Raw genomic sequence first — 19,507 nt, 5'->3', positions numbered from 1 at the left:
TTGGTATATTAATTCTATATGGTGTGATTGTCAATATAAGGAGGTTAAGGAATGATTAGACAAAGGAAAACGCAAAGTGAAAGGAAAGATGAAACACGGAAATTACTCATAAATTCTGCAGTTGAGAATTTCGCCAAGTATGGTTTTCATGGGGTCTCCATTGATAAATTGGCAGAATATGCGGGATTTAGCAAAGGGGCCTTTTATGCGCATTTTCATTCAAAGGAAGAGATCTTTTTGGCTCTATTGGAACAACAAATGCAATTACATGTAGAAAAAATCAATGCTTTATTAACAGAACAGCCTTCTCTTTTGCACTTTCCTGAAAAAATGAATCAACAGTCTATTCAAAGACGTGAAGAAAATCGGACGTGGAGCCTGCTAAATATGGAATTTCTTTTGTATTCAATGAGAAATGAGGAAGCAAGGCGTCAGTGGTCAAATATGATCTTACAATCGGTAAAACAAATCTCTCAATCCATTGAGAAGTTAATAAATAAAGAGAACCTTACATCTACTCTTTCATCTGAGGAAATGGCATGGACAATTCTTTCATTGGAAAATGGAATAGCAATATTTCACTTTATTAGTCAAGACCATATACCACATGATTTATTAGAAAAATCTTTAAAAAGAATAATTTCCTCTAAATAGAAATGAAGGTTCCTTAGTTTGAATGTGGTGGAGATAGTGATTCTAGAAAGGTGGATTTTAAGAAGTGCATTTGAAAAATTTACAATTAATGTCAGATGATGATCGTGGAATTTTAGCTAGCCAATCCCTTTGTATGACTGAAATGTTTTTATACGAATTAGAAATGAAATTTCAAACGAAAGATTGTGAGGCTATTGTTTTGATTTGTGGATCTTTTAAAGACTACAAATTAATTAGTACTTCAAAAGATGAACCTGACTTCTTATTTTTAAAAAATACGTACGAACTGGAAGTACCCTTCAGTTATAGTGAATTTGAAAATGCAACCAATAAGAAAAAAATCTTAGCTGATACTTTGGAAAAAGCGTTGCTATATCTGTGTGAATTAAAAAAATGGGATAGTCAGCTAGTCAAAGCTACATTTAAGAAAATGAAAGAGAAAGAATATAAAGCGGAGATTAAAGGGAAAACAAAACTAAGTCCCGATAAAAAAAAGAAAGCTTACCCACTTATCGAATTAGATTTAAAGCAGTTTACTCTTTATCTTGTAGTTGAAGACAAAAAAAGAAATATCTTAGATAAAAAATTAATTGCTGAAACCGATACCTACTTAGAAGAGATTTCGTATCATATGAGAGAGCTTAAATGGTTAACGGATAATGAGGTCGCACTTTTCAAACGTGCAAATAAAACAGCTTATACAAGTATACGTTTATCGTGATAAAGCAAAATGAGAATAGCATACATAACTCTTGATGAAATAAAGAACGCAATATATAAGGAGTGTATTCAAAATGGGTTTTTGGGAAGAAGAACATAAGAAAAAGACCATCATGATCGGTGATGACGGATTAGATATTTTTGAAGAAGCGATCGAACAATTTTATGAAATGACTGAGGAACATTTGGAGAGAAAGCCAACAATTGATGAGATGCTTTTGACAATTATGATGGCTTTAAACAATGGAGGTAGACACTATTTTGATGATTTAAACGACAAAGAAGTAACGGACATTAAAATAACAACTAAAAAAGCAAAAAATTTAAGTGACATTGAACCAGGAACTATTATTGAATTCCCATTAGAAGAAGTTGGGAAATTGAGCTATGCTTTGATCATTTCGGGTGAGGGAAAAAATCAATATGATGATATTTTAATCCAATACTATGATTTATTTGTTGATGAAAAAATAGAAAAAAATGAGTTAAAACAATTGATTAAAAAAGAAAATGGGTTATTTGTTGCAAGTACAGGCCTGACAGGCTTTTTAAGTGGTTCATGGAAAGTCATCACAAAAATAAATAAAGATTTTATAAAAGAAGAGGATCTTCAAAATCTGAAATTCGTGGAATACCGAGGTGGAAATTATTACGTAAGCGAGGGGAAAGAAGGTTCCATTGCACCTGTTATGGACCTAGAGGTTGCTGATCCAAAAATCGCTAAAATTATATTTAACCCGATTGGTATTTATGGCGAATACACTATTATAAACATTCTTTCTTTATATTTTAAAGGGATGTCAATGGAGGATATTATCAAATATGAAATATAGGCAGTTTACAACGTGAAGTGAGTTTTGAGAAAGGAATGGTGTAATGAATGGATGCACCCAAAATGCTAGACTGTTTAAATAAAATAAGACAAGTCTTGAAGGGGATGATCACAAGAGAACAAGTATCTGATTGGGCTGAAATTTACGTTTCTTCAGACGATCCAGAAATAGACGATGATCAAGTTTGGGATATGTTGATTCTTTTAAGTGGAATTGATTTGAAAGATTCACCTAATTCTTACTTACATCCTGTAGATGATTTGAATGACTGGTTAGAAGAATACAAATAGTTCCTATATATGAGCTTGCTAAATTCTTATGGTTAAGCCCATTTATAAATAAAAGGAGTGACGCAATGTCCATGCATCCAAAAGAATTAGAAACCACCGTCCAGTTATCTGCGAAAAAGCGTTATGACTATTTCATCAAAAAGATTGCTGATTTTGAAGAGGTTTGGTCATTAAGCAACGAGAGGGGATGGGTGATGTCAGAGGATGAACGTGGTGTACCGAAGCTTCATTTTTGGGCGACAAAGGATCATGCCGCTTATTGCGCAATCGATCAATGGGAAAAAACAGTGCCATAAATGATTGATTTAGACGATTTTATAGAAGAGTGGATACCGGGGATGATAGCAGATGGAATCAATCCGTCGATTTTCTATAATCGAAATGATTCGGTGTCAATTGAAATTCAAACATTAAAAGAAGATATAGAGGAAGAATTAAAAAACTACTAGATTGACACGAGTGGAGGCATTTGTTTGAAACAGCTTGAAGACTTATTTATTCGTTCAGAAGAAGAATTCAAATCCTATCAGAATTTAGTGGACAATGTGTTTGACCAAAATAAAATGCTGCCACAACAAGTCTTCCGTAAGAATTTTGATTGTTTTTTGTTTCAAGAATTTGATTGGGCATTGAGTGATGATATTTTACCAACAATAAAAGAGTTATCAAATGTTACACAAGATAGAGAATTTTTGACTGCAGTCCTTCAACCAGATCCAACCGAATACTATTTGAAGGAATTTGGTTATTATAATTGGCTGAAAACGAGTGTGAACATTTCAGATGAGGACTATGTAAATGCACTATGGACGCACCCAAAAGGTTACATAGCGGATGATATAATCACGAATTCGAACATAGTGGTCTGGTTATCTCATTCTTTACAGTGGGCGATTTGGGGAGATAGAGATATGGAAATTTGTATCATAGGTATGGTGTCAACAAAAGATTCTGTGAAAAATAGGTTATTAAAAGAAGGGTGGAAACCAATGGATCACCCTGTTTTAGCAAATTGGTTTGAAGGATTATTGAAGGATCAAAAAAAATTCAATGACTATTACACTCAAATGCTTTCTCATTATGCGTCATGTTAGTTACAAGCGGTGAAATGGAGTATCAATGACTGATGATAAATTTACCCGAAGATATGAAAGGAGCATAAAGTGAAAAATTTATTTATATCCGATCCAAAAGAACTTGAACAGGTTCAATCGTTTATTCATTCGCTCGTTCACAATACAAAAACATTCCCTGATCAAGTGTTTAAAACAAAAAAACCTCATTATTTATTTGAAGAATTTCATTGGTTGTTATCAGATGATAGCTGGGAGATGTTAAAAGGTTTAGCTATGAAACACAGAGATGAAAACATACTAATGGCTGCTTTAGATGATTCGAGATGTATGAATGATTTTTATCGGGAATTTGGTTATTATCCTTGGGTGAAAATTCCTTTAAATATAACACCAAGTGATTATCTTGATATCTTAACGGATTACCCGATACATAGTTTAAACGATAGCATGATGAATATTGCTTCACGTGTGATATGGGTTTCCCCTTCTGCGAAATGGATCATTTATGGCGAAAGAGGTTATGAGATAGGAGTACTAGCGGTTCATCAACTAGAACAAATGAATAAACAATTGTTAAAAACGTGGAGAACTTTAGATGAGATTGTATTAGATTGGATTTCAGTTGTATTTCCAAATCAGAAACTTCCAGAAGATTTTAGAAATGAATTCATTCAAAATTACACAAATATTGATTAATAAGGACTATAATCTTTTTAAATTTTAACCTACTTAAAAGCATTGAGAGAAGGTGTAGTGGATCTATGAATACCAGCCAAGATAAACAAGAGTTAATCAATGATTTGAAGCAGCGCTATCAATATTGTTTTCATTCAGATTACCCTGAAGAGATCCTATCTTTTGAGGAGGAAACTGGTATGTGGTCCGATGGTTTTTATGAATTTTTCACTCTTGTGACAGGCAGCTTAAGTTATGTGATCGATCATAAACGAATTCCCAAAAAACAGTTAAACGTGCTGCGTCAGTCATTTGAAGAGCAATACCCTCAAATCAAATCATTTCAACACGTCCTTGAATCGTATCCTTTATTACATTCCTATATCCAGTACCATGAAGAAACAAGAAAACGAATCATTGCATTTATAAAATAACCTCTAGGAGATAAGCTATGACATTGGTTTTTAGATGAAAAATCCAGAATCTAATTCCTGTTTTCGATGTCAACCCTCTAGAGCAAATCAATGAATTTCACCACTTTAAGGGGTATAATGAATATTACGACTTGATCACTTGTATTGCTCTGCACATCCCATATGAATTTAGTATCGAATGAATCGTGCTAGTTTCTCTACATATCTGCTACTCATACTTCCCCATCCCAACATAGAAAGGTGCAATGACATTGAATCGAATCATGAAATGGCTCTTATTTGCGGCGGTCATCGCTGGTTTATTGGTATGTGCATTCTTTGTGTTCCGTTTCAACCAGCCTAAGCCGACAACCAATATCCATTATGCAGACACACAAAATAAACAGCAAACACTCGATATGTATATGCCAAAGGGCAAAGATGAAGACAAAAAGAAGAAGCATCCTGTGATGATCTATCTCCATGGCGGAGGCTGGACAGGCGGCGATAAGAATAGAGTCGCTTCAAAGGCTGATTATTTTACAGGTCAAGGATATGTGTTTGTTTCGATGAATTACAGGCTTCACCCTGATGCTAATTACGAGCAGATGGCAGATGATACAGCAAACGCCATTAAATGGGTGAAGGATCATGCGGATGAATATCAAATTGATTCATCAAAAATCAATGTCATGGGTCACTCAGCGGGCGGTCATTTGACGGCGCTGGTTGCCACAGATTCGACCTACTTAAAACGTGTGGGGCTGTCGCCAAAAGCGATCAATTCCATCGTGATTTTAGATGGGCCGTTAAACCTCAATCAATTTATACAAGCTATCCCATCGTACAAAAAAGTCTTTGGCAAACAAGAGAAGAACTGGACAAAGGCATCACCTGTCACTTATATGAATCAAAAGAATTTACCACCTGTCTATTTGGTGACGGGCTGGGAAAATCCTGAGGTGTACCGATTTGCTGAAAAACTGAATCACGACAAAGGCTCTCGGTTTGTTTTTCGGGTGCATACGCTAAGCCATAGTGACCTGAACAAATGGTTTGGATCAGACAGAGCGCCAAAAGAAGCACAAAAAATGACAGAGGCTGTGATGGCTTTTGTTAAAAAACAAAATCAATAATGAAGACCGTATGCTCGGGCAATTCTTTTTGCCGCAGTATAATGATAAAGTGGTTTGAAATTAAAGGAGTGTATGTTGTTGTCATCACGAATGGAAAATAAAGTGTTCAATTGCGAAAAAGAGCTGACGCTGAATATTATCGGCGGTAAGTGGAAAATGCTGATTTTATGGCACCTTGGCAGAGAAGGGACAAAACGTTTTGGTGAGTTAAAGTCGTTAATGCCTGGGATTACGCAAAGAATGCTTGTCAATCAGCTAAGAGAATTAGAGGAAGATCACATTGTGCACCGGGAGGTTTATCCTGTCGTTCCGCCAAAGGTTGAGTATTCTCTCACAGAATTAGGAGAAAGCTTAATGCCGATTTTAGAGGCGATGTATGATTGGGGAAAGCAATATCTCGACAGCAATTTTTTAAAGGACGATAAATAGTCATATTACCGGTTGTAGACAAAGGGCTAAAATTACTTATTTTAGCCCTTTGTCTTCTTTTCATTCACACTGAGATACTGGCCAAAAGACAGTATCTTTTTTGTAACCATATGCGGAAAAGTATAGTATGTAAAAAAAAAGTGCGTACTTGGATTGCGTTATTCCTGTTGTTATACTCATTTCATCGTTCAAGATGCATCATCCGCGGAGCTCTTGAAGATGAGATGATAAACGGGAGTGAAAGTTGATGAAATTACAATTAGCATTAGATTTAGTGAATATACCAGAGGCGATTGAGCTGATCAAAGAAGTAGAAGCATCCATTGATGTGGTCGAAATTGGGACACCTGTTGTGATTAACGAAGGGCTTCGTGCTGTAAAAGAAGTCAAGCAGGCTTTTCCGAATTTACGTGTACTCGCTGATCTGAAAATTATGGATGCTGCCGGCTATGAAGTGCAGCAGGCCTCCGAAGCAGGAGCAGATATCGTCACCATTCTTGCAGCGGCAGAAGATATGTCTATTCAAGGAGCGGTGAAAGAAGCAAAAGCAAGAGGAAAACAAATTTTAGTTGATATGATTGGCATCAAAGATATCGCAGGCCGTGCAAAAGAGCTGGATGCGCTTGGAGTCGATTATATTTGTGTGCATACAGGCTATGACCTGCAAGCAGTTGGTCAAAATTCATTTGCTGATCTTATGACGATTAAACAAGTTGTCAAGCAGGCGAAAACAGCGATTGCAGGTGGAATTAAGCTTGATACGTTACCTGAAGTCGTAAAATTAAACCCTGATTTAATCATTGTCGGCGGCGGTATCGCAAGTCAGGACAATAAAGCAGAAGTAGCGGCACAAATGAAGCAGCTGATCGCACAATCATGAAGACCAGCGACTATGTGAAAGTCATTTTAAATGAACTTTCTGAGCATTTGTCAGCCATTCAAGATGAACAAGCAGAGTACCTGGTTACAAGTATTTTATCCGCACAAAAAGTCTTTGTGGCAGGTGCAGGCAGGTCTGGTTTGATGGGAAAATCGTTTGCGATGAGACTTACGCATATTGGCGTCAAGGCTTATGTCATTGGTGAAACGAATACGCCTTCCTTTACAGAAGAGGATCTTTTGATTGTCGGGAGCGGATCTGGCCGTACAGAGTCTTTGCTTGTCCTTGCAAAAAAGGCAAAAGCAATTGGCGGAAAAGTAGCAGCGTTCACGCTTTCTCCTGAGTCACCTTTAGCTGATCTATCGGATGAAGTCATCTTATTGTCAGGTGCACCGAAGGATCAACAGGATGGAAACCATCATACCATTCAGCCAATGGGCTCACTATTTGAGCAGTCGCTTCTTCTGACATACGATGCGGTCATTTTAAGGTTAATGGAAATAAAAGAGCTCGACACACATACAATGTACGGTCACCATGCAAATTTAGAGTAGATATTTTCAAAGCCTTTCCTTTCTTAAAAGGAGAGGCTTTTTCAATTATCAAGAACAGAATCTTGACATCATCTATTTGATGTAACTATAATTGTTACATCGTTAAAGAAAAAGTGCAGCACGGAAGGAAGATGAACATGAAAGTACAAATTTGGTCAGATATCGCCTGTCCTTTTTGTTATATAGGAAAAAAACAGCTGGAAACAGCGCTAGAACAATTCCCAGAGAAGGATCAGGTAGAGATAGAGTTTAAAAGCTTTGAGCTTGATCCCCACGCACCTGTTGATGTCGATCATGACGTTCATGATATGCTCGTCAAAAAATATGGCATGAGCCGCAGCCAGGCCATGGCGATGAATGAGCAGGTGAAGCAGGCCGGCAAAGAGAAAGGGATCGATTTTCAATTTGATCCGCTCGTGTTGACCAACACCTTTGATGCCCATCGATTGGCGCAATATGCTGGTCAAATGGGGAAAGGCGATTTCGTTATGGGAGAGCTGTTTCAAGCATATTTTACAGATGGAAAGCATGTTGGTGACCGTCAAACTCTTTTAGACATTGCAGAAAAAGCTGGTCTTGATGAGAAGGAAGTACAGCAAGTTTTGGGCAGCGAAGCATTTGCCGATCATGTCCGAAAAGATGAACAAGAAGCGAGACAGCTTGGGATCAATGCTGTTCCGTTTTTCTTGATCAATGACAAGTATTCAGTTGCAGGTGCGCAGCCAGCCGATACGTTCCTGGGTGCACTTGAAACAGCTTGGAAAGAGGAAGCAGCTCAGGCAGAGAAAGCTGCTGACAATGCGTTTGAAGCGGCATGTGCAGATGGCGTATGTGCGGTGCCTTCCCCTAAAGAAGAGGCGTAATAGATATGTTCCCTATCTTTTTATAAGATGGGGATTTTTTATTGTTTAAGGATGAGGGGAAACCCATGTCTTTCATTTCAGGGATCCGACCTATTCACGCCTTATGCTGGAATTCTAAAATAAAATGAGCCACTTGGAGTAAGGGCTCATTTTATTCGTTTGATCGTTTCACCTGGAACCAATTCAGGCTCGTAAAACGTTTGATCAGGGAGATTCTTTTTTCCTTGTACTTTTTTAATCATCCAGTCTGCTGCATCACGGCCCATTTGCTCCTGAGGATGGGTCAGTGTTGTCAGCTTCACATGGGCATTTTTCTGGGCGATATACGAATTATCCTGTCCAATAATCGAGAGATCATCTGGAATGGACAGCCCGATTTCGCTGCATACATTGGCTACTTCTAAACCCACCTCATCGTTATAGCAAACAAGGGCAGTCAGCTCATGCTGGTGCGCCATCAGAAATGTGTTAATTTGTTCCCCTAAATGCTGCTTCGATTCTGTATCGAAAAAGAGCACATGCTCAGGCAGGAAATTAAGCTTAGCTTCACCTAGCGCTTGAATATAGCCCTTCATCCGATATTTTCCCTGTAAATCATCTGTTTTTGAAATAAGTCCAATTTGTTGATGGCCTGAGGTGATCAGCTCTTTTGTGGCTAAATAGCTGGATTTTACATCATCCAAACAGAGAAAAGGAACTTCTAGCTGCTCATAATAGGCATTGATCATAATGAGCGGTACATCCTGTTCTTTAAAGGATAAGTAGTACGAAATGTTTGGATTATATAAATTGCTTTTCGTCGGCTCGACAATAAGTCCGTCCACCCCAAAGGACAGCATCATTTCCAGCGCTTTTTTCTCCTGCTCAACATCGTTATTTGTACTTGCCAGTAACAAGGAATAGTTCTCTTCGTTTAAACGGCTTTCAATGCCTCGAATGATAGAAGGAAAAATGTAATCGGATATGTATGTTGTAATGACACCAATCGTTTTCATATGTGCATGTCCCGCAGGTTTTGTTTGATATTGATTGGTCACAAATGTGCCTGAACCTTTTTCGCTGCGCAAAAATCCTTCGCTGGACAATTCCAAAATGGCTTTTCGAACTGTATGTCTGCTTACTTGATACATGTCTTGCAGGCTTGATTCGGTTGGAATACGCTCCCCGATCCGATAATCCCCTGTGAGTATTTTGCTTTTTATATCATCAATAATGATCTGGTACTTCTTTTTCATCGTTTCACTTCTTTCTCAGTTGATCATCTACTCGGATTGAGAAGAAATTGTATGGACATATTTTAACATGGTTGTTGGATCAAAAACAGGCGCTTCCCTTTTCTGTTATGACCCCTTCAGAAAAAATGAAAGTTTTTGTCGCATTATGTATGTACAACTATATTTATTATTGACATATGTACGTACAAATATTATATTGTGATTGTACCAGAGAATTCAATGAATCTAGAAAAAGAAAATTGAAACCGCTATCAAAAATGGGGGTGAACGTAGAGTGGATCACAAAGAGACGGCCAAAGCCTTGAAAGAAGGACGGACATCTTTAGGCATTGAATTTGGTTCAACACGAATTAAAGCAATTTTAATAGATGAGGAATTTCAGCCAATTGCACAAGGTGCATATGAATGGGAAAGTTTTCTCCAGGATGGAATATGGACGTACAACTTAATTGATATCATTACAGGTCTGCAAGTGGCGTATCGAGAGATGAAAGAACAGGCCGAGCAAAAGTATGGTGTGACCATTCATACCATTGGCTCAATCGGGGTATCAGCGATGATGCATGGCTATGTGGCATGTGATCATACAGGAGAGGTTCTCGTTCCGTTCCGAACATGGCGGAATGCAACGACCATCGAGGCGAGTCAAAAGCTGACAGACGTATTTCAATTTCATATTCCAGAAAGATGGAGCATTGCCCATTTGTATCAAGCGGTATTAGAAGATGAAAAACATCTATCCCGATTAGAATATATGACCACTTTGTCAGGATATATTCACTGGCTGTTAACCGGAAAGCAGGCCATTGGTATTGGCGATGCGTCAGGGATGTTTCCGATTGATGAACAAACGAAGGACTACAATGAAGAAATGCTCCAGCAATTTGAAGCATTGATTGCAGAAAAAGGCTATCCGTGGAAGCTTCGCCACCTTCTGCCGCGTGTCTATTTAGCAGGCGAAGAGGCTGGCGTGTTAACGGCAGCAGGGGCAGCCATTTTGGATCAAGGAAAACATTTGCAGCCAGGCATTCCATTTTGTCCGCCGGAAGGTGACGCTGGAACGGGCATGGTGGCGACAAACAGTGTAGAAAGACGGACCGGAAATATTTCTGTTGGGACGTCGGTTTTTGCCATGATTGTGCTGGAGCAGGATCTAAAAGGTGTGTATCCAGAAGTGGATATGGTTACGACGCCGGATGGACTGCCAGTTGCCATGGTTCATGCGAATAACTGTACAAGTGACCTAAACGCTTGGATGAATATATTCAAAGAGGCATTTGAAGCACTTGGCCTGCAAGTGGAGTCAGAAAGGTTATACGAATCCTTATTGCAGCAAGCTTTAGAAGCAGATCGAGATGGCGGCGGACTCTTAAGCTATGGCTATTACTCTGGTGAAAATATTACGAGACTGCCAGAAGGAAGACCTCTTTTTGTCAGGTCTCCTGAAAGCCGCTTTAACCTTGCTAATTTCATGCGCACCCATTTGTTCTCTGCTTTTGGTGCTATGAAAATAGGCATGGACCGATTAAAGGAACAGGAACATGTAGTGATTGACCGCTTACTAGGGCATGGGGGATTATTTAAAACACCGCTCGTTGGACAAAAAATGGTTGCCGCAGCGCTGAATACACCTGTATCAGTTGTTTCAACAGCGGGAGAAGGCGGTGCGTTTGGGATGGCTGTCCTTGCTTCATATATGGTCCATCATCAGCAGCAAACATTGGCTGAATTTCTCACCCATCGCGTATTTGCCCATACATCAGAAGAGCTCATGGAGCCCGATCCACTCGATGTCAAAGGCTTTAACGAATTTTTAAAGCGCTATCAAAATGGGCTTGCGATTGAAGAAGCGGCGGTAGCACATCTCATGCCAACGAAAGGAGTGACGACGGTATGCTAGATCGCTTAAAAGAAGAAGTGTATCAAGCAAATTTAGATTTGCCAAAATACGGACTTGTGAAATTTACATGGGGTAATGTCAGTGCATGTGATCGTGACAGTGGTTTGTTTGTGATTAAGCCGAGCGGCATAGCGTATGACCAACTATCAGCAAAAGATATGGTCGTGGTGAACTTTGATGGTGAAGTGGTGGAAGGGGAATTCAGTCCTTCGTCAGATACAGCTACACATGCAGTTCTTTATAAACACTTTGAGGAAATTGGCGGTATTTCACATAGCCATTCCATGTGGGCTACCGTTTGGGCGCAGGCAGGACTTGATTTACCAGCAATGGGCACAACACATGCCGATACATTTTACGGCGCCGTTCCGTGCGCTCGTTTTCTAACAGAAGAAGAAGTCAATCGGGGTTATGAGGTAGAAACGGGCAAGCTGATCATCGAAACGTTTGAGAAAAGAAACCTAGATGTGATGGCGGTGCCGGGTGTATTGCTTCAAGGGCATGGTCCATTTACGTGGGGGAAAGATGCAAAAAGTGCGGTCACAAACAGTGTGATTTTAGATGAAGTCGCCAAAATGAATCTTTTTGCCAAGCAATTGAACGAATTTGCTGAGCCATTGCCGCAGCGAATTTTAGATAAACATTACTTAAGAAAACATGGAAAGCATGCGTATTACGGACAAAAACCTTCAACATAAAGAAAAGAGGGATATCTATGTTAACAAGCATGAAAAAAGAGTTTTGGTTTATCGTGGGGTCACAGCACTTATATGGTGATGAAGCACTGCAAAAAGTAAAAGCAGATGCACAAAAGATGACGGATGCTTTAAATGAGAGCGGTTTACTTCCTTATCCAGTGATCTTGCAGGAACTGGCTGTCAGTGCCGATCAAATCACAAAGCTTATGAAAGAGGTCAATTATCGCGATGAAGTTGTCGGTGTGATGACGTGGATGCATACATTTTCTCCAGCAAAAATGTGGATACGCGGCACCAGTCTTTTGCAAAAGCCTCTTTTACATCTTGTTACACAATATTATGAAAAGATTCCGTGGGACACGATCGACATGGACTATATGAATCTCCATCAATCCGCACATGGAGACAGAGAATATGGCTATATCAATGCACGTTTAAATAAACAAAACCAAATTGTGACCGGTCATTGGTCTAAGCCGGAAGTGCAGCAGCAAATTGCTGATTGGATGGACGTTGCGGCTGCCTATCATGAGAGCTTTCACATCAAAGTAGCCCGGTTTGGTGACAACATGCGGCATGTGGCTGTGACAGAAGGCGATAAAATCGAAGCGCAGATTCAATTAGGATGGACCGTTGACTACTTTGGAATAGGCGATCTCGTCGAATATGTAAATGCAGTAGAAGACGAAGAGGTAGATGCATTATTTGCTGAGTATTTAACGCAATATGATGTGAATTATGGAACGTATTCAGTTGAAGAGTGGGAGAAAAGTGTCAAGGTGCAGGCGCGATATGAGATCGCCATCAAACGTTTCTTAGATGAAGGCGGCTATAATGCCTTTACAACAAACTTTGAAGACTTACATGGGATGAAGCAGCTGCCTGGACTTGCGGTACAGCGGCTGATGGCAAAGGGATACGGCTTTGCTGGGGAAGGTGATTGGAAAACGGCCGCACTGGACCGCTTATTAAAGGTGATGAGTCATCATCAATCAACTGGATTTATGGAGGACTATACGTATGAAATGACGTCTGGAGAGGAAGCGGTGCTGCAATCTCATATGCTGGAAGTAGATCCAGCGCTTGCCCATACAAAACCTGTCATTGTCGTGTCTCCACTTGGGATCGGAAACCGGGAAGATCCAGCACGTCTTGTGTTTGATGGAAAAGCAGGCGATGGTGTCGTTGTCTCCATTGCGGATTTTGGAACACATTTTAAATGGCTCATACAAGAAGTCGAAGCCTTTGAGCCAGAGGAAGCAGCACCTCATTTACCAGTTGCGCGTGTATTGTGGAAAATCAAACCGAATTTTCAGGATGGCGTCAAAGCATGGATTAAAGAAGGCGGAGGCCACCATACAGTCGTGTCTCTCAATTTAACGGTGGATCAAATTGTTCATTTTGCAAAGCTTGTCGATGCAGAATATGTGGTTTTATAGAATGGGGAAAGGTCTTCTGCTGGTTACAGTAGAAGCACTGGGTGAAATGAAAGCGGTTAATTAAGTGAGGGGGTCATCCACTTGGAGAAAAAAGTGTCAAGCAAATTTATCTTCTTTTTCGGGTCCTTTGCAGGCATCTTATTTGGATATGATATTGGTATTATTGCAGGGGCGGAAGGACATATTCAGGAAGAATTTCAGCTCAGCCCATTATGGCTTGGAATCGTTGTCTCTTCATTAATGGGCGGGGCCATCATTGGCTCCATCTTAAGCGGTCTTTTAGGGGATAAATTTGGCCGCAGAAAACTCATTTTGGTCTCATCCGTGATCTTTTTTGTCGGGGCGATCGGATCAGCTGTCGCACCAGAAGAGATTTCACTCACCATCGCTCGCATCTTTTTAGGGACAGCAGTAGGAACAGCTTCATCTTTGGTTCCGGCTTACATGTCTGAAATCGCTCCTGCTAAAATCCGCGGGAAATTATCTGGGCTCAATCAGCTCATGATTGTAACTGGTCTATTGCTCAGCTATATTGTTGCGTTTGTGTTTGAGCCCATCCCGGACAGCTGGCGCTGGATGCTGGGAAGTGCCGCTTTATTTGCGATAGTGCTTTATATTGGTATGCTGAAGCTTCCTGAATCTCCGAGATATTTGATTAAACACGGAATGGCTCATAAAGCACGGGAAGTATTAGGATCACTGCGTTCTTCCCGTGAAGAAATCGAATCAGAAATGCAGGAAATTTTAGAAGTCGCCAAAGAAGAACGCTCGGGGATTCGTCAATTGTTTCAAAAGAAATTCAGAATGGCTCTTTTCATTGGGGTTGGAATGGCAACCCTTCAGCAAATTCAAGGCGCGAACTCCATTGTCTATTATGCAACGAGTATCGCTCGGAATGTAGGGCTTGCACCTCAGGTTGCCGCAGGTTTTACAGTCATTGTCGGTGTCATTTTTGTCGTCACGACCGTGATCTTTTTACAATTTGTTGACCGCTTCGACCGCCGAACGATTCTCACCGTAGGAGGGTCGGGCATGGCTCTTTCTTTCTTTGCTCCCGCCGCATTAGGGGCACTTGGCGTCAGTGAAGGAATTTTAAACTGGGTAACATTGATTTCACTTTGCTGCTTTATTTTGTGCTATGCCTTCTCGTGGGCACCGATCACCTGGATCATCATCGGCGAAATCTTCCCGCTTTCTGTCAGAGGCATTGGAGCAGGTATCTCTTCTGCCTTTAACTGGACCGGATCGTTAGCAGTTGGACTCGTTTTCCCTATTCTGGCTGATCAATTCAGCTTTGGGGTCATTTTCTCCTCATTCGGAGTCATCTGCTTAATCGGGCTGTTATTTACCCGTTTTGTGCTAGTCGAGACAAAGGGAAGAAGCTTAGAGCAAATCGAAACCGATATGGCAGCACGTGTATAAATAAAGAAAACCATCTATCCCATGTGGGTAGATGGTTTTTTTACTCAAGCGTCTGTTTGAGCTCATTTGGCAGTAAATCAATCAATTGATCATAGGAAGACAAATCCAGCACTTCAAGCAGCGCGTAATATTTCGCATAGATTTCACTCAGTTGATCAGGATGGTTTGTTTGATATTGATTCAGATGTAATTGAGTTAGTTCAAGTGCAATGTCTAGCTTGTTTCGTTCGAATGGCTGTGTCGTGTTGATCATATCGTTCACCTCTTATTTGATAATGAGTGGAAAAAATGCATTGAATAAAAAGAGCTGATATTTTATTTTCATGGATGACCTGTCTTCGTAAGATATCATTTGTATAATATGTTAAAATTGTCCTTTTGTAAAGAAAGAGAAAACTAGATAGAAAGTGGATTTTTTAAAAAATAGACATGCATCTAATCACGAAAGGTGCCTCTGACATACGATAGAGTGTAAGTGAAAGACAACTTGAAGGGGTGTTAAGATGAGCCGAAATCGATTAGATGATTTCTTCTTTGGACCTCGCAGAGGAAACCAAGGAGGAGACGAAACGGTTGTTTTCCCCACACGTCAAATTGTCAACACAAGAACGAATGAACAAACGATCAGAAAAATTCATCCAACGCATATTAAAAACATCAATAAAAACATCAAAAGAATCGAAAACTACTATCCGGTCACTGAATCGACTCACAACGAGTATATTGTAGAAGAATACGATTGCGGCAGTGATATCAAAAACCCTTGTTGCCGTCCGGTGAAGCGCTGTAAGTGGTAATGAAGGGGGCATCCTTTTAAAGGATGCCTTTTGTATGTCTAATGCTCCATTTCATTTAATTGTCCTTGATCCAGCTGAAAGAAACGATTTCCTAATTCTGAATAAAGGTAGCGCTGATGGCTTGTAAATAAAACACATCGATGTGAGAATTCTTTTTTTAATAAAGAAATCGATTGTATTTGAGAGGCTTCATCAAGAGAGGTAAAAGGCTCATCAAGAATAATCAGCTCTGGAGATCTTGCCAGCATACAATTTAAAAAAAGTTTATATCTCATGCCCAAAGAATACTGTTTGACAGGCATCTTTAGGGCATGAGTTAAATCAAATGCATCACAAAGCGATAGAAAGGTCTCTTTGTATAAAACCTTTTCCGACTTTTTCATTTTCCATAAAGACTGGATAAGCTCCATATGCTCGAAACCAGTGAGCGCATCATAAACTAAAGGTTTATCTGGAATGTACGCTACTAGATTTTTATATTGAGCCATTCCAGGGTGATGCTGCTCGTTAAGTAAAATCGTTTCTGATGCTGAAGGAAGCAGACCTGCGATGATCTTTAAAAGTGTCGATTTACCGCTGCCGTTCTTTCCAATAATACAAGCTCGATCACTTTCTTTCAGATCAAATGACACATGATCGAGAAGGGGAGAAGTCTCTTCTGTTGTTTCATAGCGAAAAGATAGCTGAGACACTTGAAGTTTAGCCATTGATGAATCCTCCAATAACAAATGCAGTCGTCACAAGCATATACAAGATCACAGTTGCTAAGGCAGCTTTTTTTGATCCTTCAGCATAGTAAATAATTCCATCATAAAGGATGCGTAAAAGATATAAGTTGAATAAGAAGGAAACTATTTGAATCAAGAGAAAATAGTTATCTAATTGTAACACCATCACACAATAGATCGCTGCACTATTCACTAATAAAAGAAATGCATTATAAACCAAAATAACAAGATACATTTTGCGTAAAATAAAAGCTTTATGAAAAAAATACATATAAATAGAAGTTAGAACAGTACTGAGAAAATTTAAAATGAAATAAAGCGGGATTGTCAGCAAAAAGATAAAAATAATGCTGGCAAGTTGTTTCCCAGTGGATAAAGGTTTATCTACTAACAAATCAATAATAAAAAATGTTAAAAAGACAGTCGACATAAATAATGATAGTAAGACGAGGCCTACAATGGTTTTAATCGATTGATTTTGATTGAAAAATTGCTTAGGTCGTAGAAGTAGCTCCATGGAACCACATTCTCCTTTCTTCTATGGTAGATGTACATGGCTAACGTATTGCTCTAAAAGAGATGCTATGAATAAAAGAACGGCTGCTGCAAAAATCAATTGAAGCACAGTTAGGGTCAGTTTTTTTAATTCAATCGTTTCTCCTTTTATAAATCGATAAAGATAAATAAAAGGATAAGAGCTGACGATTGAGAACAGAATTAATCCAAGAACTTCTACAAAAGCATGAGGCAGTAACCCTGTAAATAGCTGCTGCGCTTCGTGATTGACAATTAAATACTGAACGAGTTTGCCGATAATGTAGCCGTTGTAAAAAAGAATGCCTGCAGACATGATGCCGCCTGTAAAAGCTCCAATTCCTAATATTGCCATTCCAACTTGTAAATTGTTTAAGAAAATAGATAGAAAAAACATCTCTTCATCCTTTTTAAGATAAGGAATCTGATCATAAGGAAGAAGGCTTCCGATTAGCACAGCTGCGATAAAGATAGCAGCGTAGAGGTAACCGAGGCGTAGAATCAGTCTATTCTCCGATATAAAACATCTTATTTTTTTCAACATATTCAATCCCTTTATAGATGGTCTTTCGGCATAACACCCAGCAAATTACTGAAACGATCACAAAATATAAAGCAAACAGAACGCTTATGAGACTTGTAGAATGCTGCAAAATAGGTAGAAAAGAGGTCAAGATCATATAGTACATGAAAGGCAACACGAGAAAATTCCTTGCAAAAGCCTGTCCTTTATCGATAATTTCTATTTCTTCATTGGTTGTCCCTATTTCATGCTCGTGAATAAAATTGAATTTCGTTGTGAATGGAAACAAATACAGCTGAATCAATGGGAAAATGAAAAAGCCAATTCCCAATGCTACCAATTGAATGAGCATCTGAACATCAAAAAGGTGATATACACTCATGATTGATAGATTAATGAACAGTAGAAAGAGTGACGGTATGGAAAATAAACAATAAAATAACTGGATTTTTGATAAGAAAAACTGCATAAGAGATGTTTGAGAAAGCTCATAGAGCCAAATATTCTTTTTTTCAGCACTCAAAGAAAATATAGAAGGGGTCAGCATTCTCATTTCATATGTTTGATTAGCTAAAATCATCACATTTAATGTGAATAATAGCTGAATTTGCAAGGCTTGATGATCAATAAGCGAGATCAAGCCGGTCATAATCCCGACATAGAAGAAGGCTTCATATGACATGAACATATAATTAAAAAACTCTTTAGACAGCAGCCATCTTTTTTCTTTTAACACCTTAAGGTCTTTTTGAATCAACATATTCTTTTGAAACAGCGAGCCCTGAATTTTATCAAGTGCTTGAAAGTACCAATAAAATAAATCTTTAAAATGTTTTGAGTTTTGATCATGCTCTTTTCCAGTCGGAATCCAGCGAACAGGGGTCTTCATGACGAGTGTTGCCGCTAATATCACCACGAAAAATGTGACGGGTGAAGTAAAAAGCTCTAGAAATTGTAGAAATACCGAATCCTGTGAAAATAAAGCATGATGGATTTGTTGAAGATTATTCTGATATAAAGACATCAAGTTGTTTGAAAGTGTAATCCAAAACGCATCTTCTGCAAGCGAAGAAATTGATTGAAAAAGTTGTCGGAAAGTGTAATAAAAAGGGAAAACAATGTTTGATATTAGAACTCTTCCACATAAGAAAAAAAGTAAAGAGATGCTTGTGAAAAAAAGAACACGGATGATCCCAATTTTTTTTACGACAATGTTATAGATGTAAGCACCAAATATCTTATTGCTGACGATAAAAAGTAAGAAGCCTGTCAATATAACATTGAGATGCTTCAACCAGAATATCCAGTCATGTGTTTGAGCAATGAAATATTGAAAGAGAAAATAGATCAAATAAGTACTCAAGCTCGTAAATAGAAGCCATACCAACTCAGAAAACAAAAGCGTTTGAAAAAGGTGTCTCGCGGATATAGGTGCAAGCTGTATCAACTCTTCAAAAGGAAGAATATGTGTTCTTCTATAAGATTCAATTCCTTTGACAATAGAGAAAAGGAACAAAAATATCACAAAAGCACTTTCCCATTCTATTTGATAGACCGGGGAGTAAAGATATGAAGAAATAACGAATACAATCAGGCATCCGAATAAAATATCAAGGATGCAAGAAAATAATATGTATTGTTTAGAAGAAAACGATTTGAAAAATGGAACCCTGCGTATTATAAACTGAGCTAGATTTGAATATTGTTG

At 38.9% G+C, this 19,507-nt stretch carries 23 protein-coding genes and 1 pseudogene; 18 read left to right on the top strand and 6 right to left on the bottom strand.

Annotation, left to right across the window (positions count from 1 at the left end; translation table 11 throughout):
* Positions 1-51 precede the first annotated feature (51 nt).
* The 13 genes and pseudogenes from NSQ76_RS12950 to NSQ76_RS12890 all read left to right on the top strand — a co-directional run bounded on the left by NSQ76_RS12950 (position 52) and on the right by NSQ76_RS12890 (position 8,523).
* Complete coding sequence (locus tag NSQ76_RS12950; protein ID WP_216099706.1) at positions 52-654, top strand: TetR/AcrR family transcriptional regulator; 603 nt, start codon at positions 52-54, stop codon at positions 652-654.
* 64 nt (positions 655-718) lie between these two features.
* On the top strand, positions 719-1,375 hold the full coding sequence (locus NSQ76_RS12945) for a hypothetical protein (protein WP_341054189.1): 657 nt from the start codon (positions 719-721) through the stop codon (positions 1,373-1,375).
* Between the two features lie 73 nt (positions 1,376-1,448).
* The gene (locus NSQ76_RS12940) at positions 1,449-2,207 is read left to right on the top strand and encodes a hypothetical protein (protein WP_341054187.1); all 759 of its coding nucleotides are present in this window, start codon (positions 1,449-1,451) and stop codon (positions 2,205-2,207) included.
* A gap of 47 nt (positions 2,208-2,254) precedes the next feature.
* Positions 2,255-2,497: a DNA-binding protein gene (locus NSQ76_RS12935; protein ID WP_249856301.1), complete on the top strand. Its 243-nt coding sequence runs from the start codon at positions 2,255-2,257 to the stop codon at positions 2,495-2,497.
* A 65-nt stretch (positions 2,498-2,562) separates the two neighbouring features.
* Positions 2,563-2,946, top strand: a pseudogene (locus NSQ76_RS12930) (DUF2750 domain-containing protein).
* A 24-nt stretch (positions 2,947-2,970) separates the two neighbouring features.
* A complete protein-coding gene (locus NSQ76_RS12925; protein ID WP_341054177.1) occupies positions 2,971-3,591 on the top strand; it encodes a hypothetical protein in 621 nt (206 codons plus the stop codon).
* 69 nt (positions 3,592-3,660) lie between these two features.
* Complete coding sequence (locus tag NSQ76_RS12920; RefSeq protein WP_341054175.1) at positions 3,661-4,269, top strand: hypothetical protein; 609 nt, start codon at positions 3,661-3,663, stop codon at positions 4,267-4,269.
* Positions 4,270-4,334: 65 nt separating this feature from the next.
* Positions 4,335-4,682 carry a YxiJ family protein gene (locus NSQ76_RS12915; protein WP_341054173.1) on the top strand — a complete coding sequence of 116 codons (348 nt, stop codon included), beginning with the start codon at positions 4,335-4,337 and terminating at the stop codon, positions 4,680-4,682.
* A gap of 245 nt (positions 4,683-4,927) precedes the next feature.
* Positions 4,928-5,797, top strand: a complete 870-nt coding sequence (locus NSQ76_RS12910; protein ID WP_034622796.1) for an alpha/beta hydrolase — start codon at positions 4,928-4,930, stop codon at positions 5,795-5,797.
* 72 nt (positions 5,798-5,869) lie between these two features.
* A complete protein-coding gene (locus NSQ76_RS12905) occupies positions 5,870-6,226 on the top strand; it encodes a winged helix-turn-helix transcriptional regulator (RefSeq protein WP_029708013.1) in 357 nt (118 codons plus the stop codon).
* A 247-nt stretch (positions 6,227-6,473) separates the two neighbouring features.
* A complete protein-coding gene (gene hxlA / locus NSQ76_RS12900) occupies positions 6,474-7,106 on the top strand; it encodes a 3-hexulose-6-phosphate synthase (protein ID WP_024423080.1) in 633 nt (210 codons plus the stop codon).
* Positions 7,103-7,660 (top strand): 6-phospho-3-hexuloisomerase, encoded by a 558-nt coding sequence (hxlB, locus tag NSQ76_RS12895; protein ID WP_034622794.1) that lies wholly within the window; start codon positions 7,103-7,105, stop codon positions 7,658-7,660. Before hxlA ends, hxlB begins: the two co-directional genes overlap by 4 nt.
* 137 nt (positions 7,661-7,797) lie before the next feature.
* Positions 7,798-8,523 (top strand): DsbA family oxidoreductase, encoded by a 726-nt coding sequence (locus NSQ76_RS12890; RefSeq protein WP_034622792.1) that lies wholly within the window; start codon positions 7,798-7,800, stop codon positions 8,521-8,523.
* A gap of 146 nt (positions 8,524-8,669) precedes the next feature.
* On the opposite strand, the gene NSQ76_RS12885 is transcribed toward NSQ76_RS12890, so the two are convergent.
* Positions 8,670-9,758: a GntR family transcriptional regulator gene (locus NSQ76_RS12885; protein ID WP_034622791.1), complete on the bottom strand. Its 1,089-nt coding sequence runs from the start codon at positions 9,756-9,758 to the stop codon at positions 8,670-8,672.
* Positions 9,759-10,032: 274 nt separating this feature from the next.
* Between NSQ76_RS12885 and NSQ76_RS12880 the strand changes: the two genes are divergently transcribed.
* From NSQ76_RS12880 to NSQ76_RS12865, 4 genes are all read left to right on the top strand, one after another.
* Positions 10,033-11,658, top strand: a complete 1,626-nt coding sequence (locus tag NSQ76_RS12880; RefSeq protein ID WP_341054167.1) for a xylulokinase — start codon at positions 10,033-10,035, stop codon at positions 11,656-11,658.
* Positions 11,652-12,356: an L-ribulose-5-phosphate 4-epimerase gene (locus NSQ76_RS12875; protein WP_025092857.1), complete on the top strand. Its 705-nt coding sequence runs from the start codon at positions 11,652-11,654 to the stop codon at positions 12,354-12,356. The genes NSQ76_RS12880 and NSQ76_RS12875 overlap by 7 nt, the downstream gene beginning before the upstream one ends.
* Positions 12,357-12,373: 17 nt before the next feature.
* Positions 12,374-13,795 (top strand): L-arabinose isomerase, encoded by a 1,422-nt coding sequence (araA, locus tag NSQ76_RS12870; protein WP_341054163.1) that lies wholly within the window; start codon positions 12,374-12,376, stop codon positions 13,793-13,795.
* A gap of 81 nt (positions 13,796-13,876) precedes the next feature.
* Positions 13,877-15,217: a sugar porter family MFS transporter gene (locus NSQ76_RS12865; RefSeq protein WP_024423073.1), complete on the top strand. Its 1,341-nt coding sequence runs from the start codon at positions 13,877-13,879 to the stop codon at positions 15,215-15,217.
* A 40-nt stretch (positions 15,218-15,257) separates the two neighbouring features.
* Here NSQ76_RS12865 and NSQ76_RS12860 read toward each other — a convergent pair whose 3' ends face one another.
* Entirely contained in the window at positions 15,258-15,470 is a 213-nt protein-coding gene (locus tag NSQ76_RS12860; protein ID WP_024427922.1) for a hypothetical protein, read from the bottom strand.
* Positions 15,471-15,720: 250 nt separating this feature from the next.
* Here NSQ76_RS12860 and NSQ76_RS12855 point away from each other — a divergent pair, with 250 nt between their 5' ends.
* Entirely contained in the window at positions 15,721-16,014 is a 294-nt protein-coding gene (locus tag NSQ76_RS12855; protein WP_197198278.1) for a CotD family spore coat protein, read from the top strand.
* A 38-nt stretch (positions 16,015-16,052) separates the two neighbouring features.
* Here NSQ76_RS12855 and NSQ76_RS12850 read toward each other — a convergent pair whose 3' ends face one another.
* Genes NSQ76_RS12850 through NSQ76_RS12835 form a run of 4 tightly spaced genes read right to left on the bottom strand, consistent with a single transcriptional unit; the run spans position 16,053 to position 18,688 of the window.
* Positions 16,053-16,721 (bottom strand): ATP-binding cassette domain-containing protein, encoded by a 669-nt coding sequence (locus NSQ76_RS12850; protein WP_024427923.1) that lies wholly within the window; start codon positions 16,719-16,721, stop codon positions 16,053-16,055.
* On the bottom strand, positions 16,714-17,259 hold the full coding sequence (locus NSQ76_RS12845) for a hypothetical protein (RefSeq protein ID WP_135032027.1): 546 nt from the start codon (positions 17,257-17,259) through the stop codon (positions 16,714-16,716). Before NSQ76_RS12845 ends, NSQ76_RS12850 begins: the two co-directional genes overlap by 8 nt.
* A 21-nt stretch (positions 17,260-17,280) precedes the next feature.
* Positions 17,281-17,820: a stage II sporulation protein M gene (locus tag NSQ76_RS12840; RefSeq protein ID WP_226014623.1), complete on the bottom strand. Its 540-nt coding sequence runs from the start codon at positions 17,818-17,820 to the stop codon at positions 17,281-17,283.
* Positions 17,783-18,688, bottom strand: coding sequence for a hypothetical protein (locus tag NSQ76_RS12835; RefSeq protein ID WP_245207151.1), 906 nt, complete (start codon positions 18,686-18,688; stop codon positions 17,783-17,785). The genes NSQ76_RS12840 and NSQ76_RS12835 overlap by 38 nt, the downstream gene beginning before the upstream one ends.
* Positions 18,689-19,507: the final 819 nt, after the last annotated feature.

The organism is Bacillus sp. FSL M8-0256, assembly GCF_038005765.1.
In the GTDB taxonomy this organism is placed as follows: Bacteria; Bacillota; Bacilli; order Bacillales; family Bacillaceae; genus Bacillus; species Bacillus safensis.
This window is presented reverse-complemented; position numbering and strand designations above follow the sequence as displayed.

What these genes read in the sequence shown, in the direction of transcription:
- NSQ76_RS12835 (WP_245207151.1), bottom strand. Translation starts at nt 18,688, where the DNA reads ATGAAGACCCCTGTTCGCTGGATTCCGACTGGAAAAGAGCATGATCAA.
- NSQ76_RS12940 (WP_341054187.1), top strand. Translation starts at nt 1,449, where the DNA reads ATGGGTTTTTGGGAAGAAGAACATAAGAAAAAGACCATCATGATCGGT.
- NSQ76_RS12935 (WP_249856301.1), top strand. Translation starts at nt 2,255, where the DNA reads ATGGATGCACCCAAAATGCTAGACTGTTTAAATAAAATAAGACAAGTC.
- araA (WP_341054163.1), top strand. Translation starts at nt 12,374, where the DNA reads ATGTTAACAAGCATGAAAAAAGAGTTTTGGTTTATCGTGGGGTCACAG.
- NSQ76_RS12890 (WP_034622792.1), top strand. Translation starts at nt 7,798, where the DNA reads ATGAAAGTACAAATTTGGTCAGATATCGCCTGTCCTTTTTGTTATATA.
- NSQ76_RS12860 (WP_024427922.1), bottom strand. Translation starts at nt 15,470, where the DNA reads ATGATCAACACGACACAGCCATTCGAACGAAACAAGCTAGACATTGCA.
- NSQ76_RS12840 (WP_226014623.1), bottom strand. Translation starts at nt 17,820, where the DNA reads ATGTTGAAAAAAATAAGATGTTTTATATCGGAGAATAGACTGATTCTA.
- NSQ76_RS12850 (WP_024427923.1), bottom strand. Translation starts at nt 16,721, where the DNA reads ATGGCTAAACTTCAAGTGTCTCAGCTATCTTTTCGCTATGAAACAACA.
- NSQ76_RS12910 (WP_034622796.1), top strand. Translation starts at nt 4,928, where the DNA reads ATGACATTGAATCGAATCATGAAATGGCTCTTATTTGCGGCGGTCATC.
- NSQ76_RS12915 (WP_341054173.1), top strand. Translation starts at nt 4,335, where the DNA reads ATGAATACCAGCCAAGATAAACAAGAGTTAATCAATGATTTGAAGCAG.
- hxlA (WP_024423080.1), top strand. Translation starts at nt 6,474, where the DNA reads ATGAAATTACAATTAGCATTAGATTTAGTGAATATACCAGAGGCGATT.
- NSQ76_RS12950 (WP_216099706.1), top strand. Translation starts at nt 52, where the DNA reads ATGATTAGACAAAGGAAAACGCAAAGTGAAAGGAAAGATGAAACACGG.
- NSQ76_RS12845 (WP_135032027.1), bottom strand. Translation starts at nt 17,259, where the DNA reads ATGGAGCTACTTCTACGACCTAAGCAATTTTTCAATCAAAATCAATCG.
- hxlB (WP_034622794.1), top strand. Translation starts at nt 7,103, where the DNA reads ATGAAGACCAGCGACTATGTGAAAGTCATTTTAAATGAACTTTCTGAG.
- NSQ76_RS12885 (WP_034622791.1), bottom strand. Translation starts at nt 9,758, where the DNA reads ATGAAAAAGAAGTACCAGATCATTATTGATGATATAAAAAGCAAAATA.
- NSQ76_RS12875 (WP_025092857.1), top strand. Translation starts at nt 11,652, where the DNA reads ATGCTAGATCGCTTAAAAGAAGAAGTGTATCAAGCAAATTTAGATTTG.
- NSQ76_RS12855 (WP_197198278.1), top strand. Translation starts at nt 15,721, where the DNA reads ATGAGCCGAAATCGATTAGATGATTTCTTCTTTGGACCTCGCAGAGGA.
- NSQ76_RS12905 (WP_029708013.1), top strand. Translation starts at nt 5,870, where the DNA reads ATGTTGTTGTCATCACGAATGGAAAATAAAGTGTTCAATTGCGAAAAA.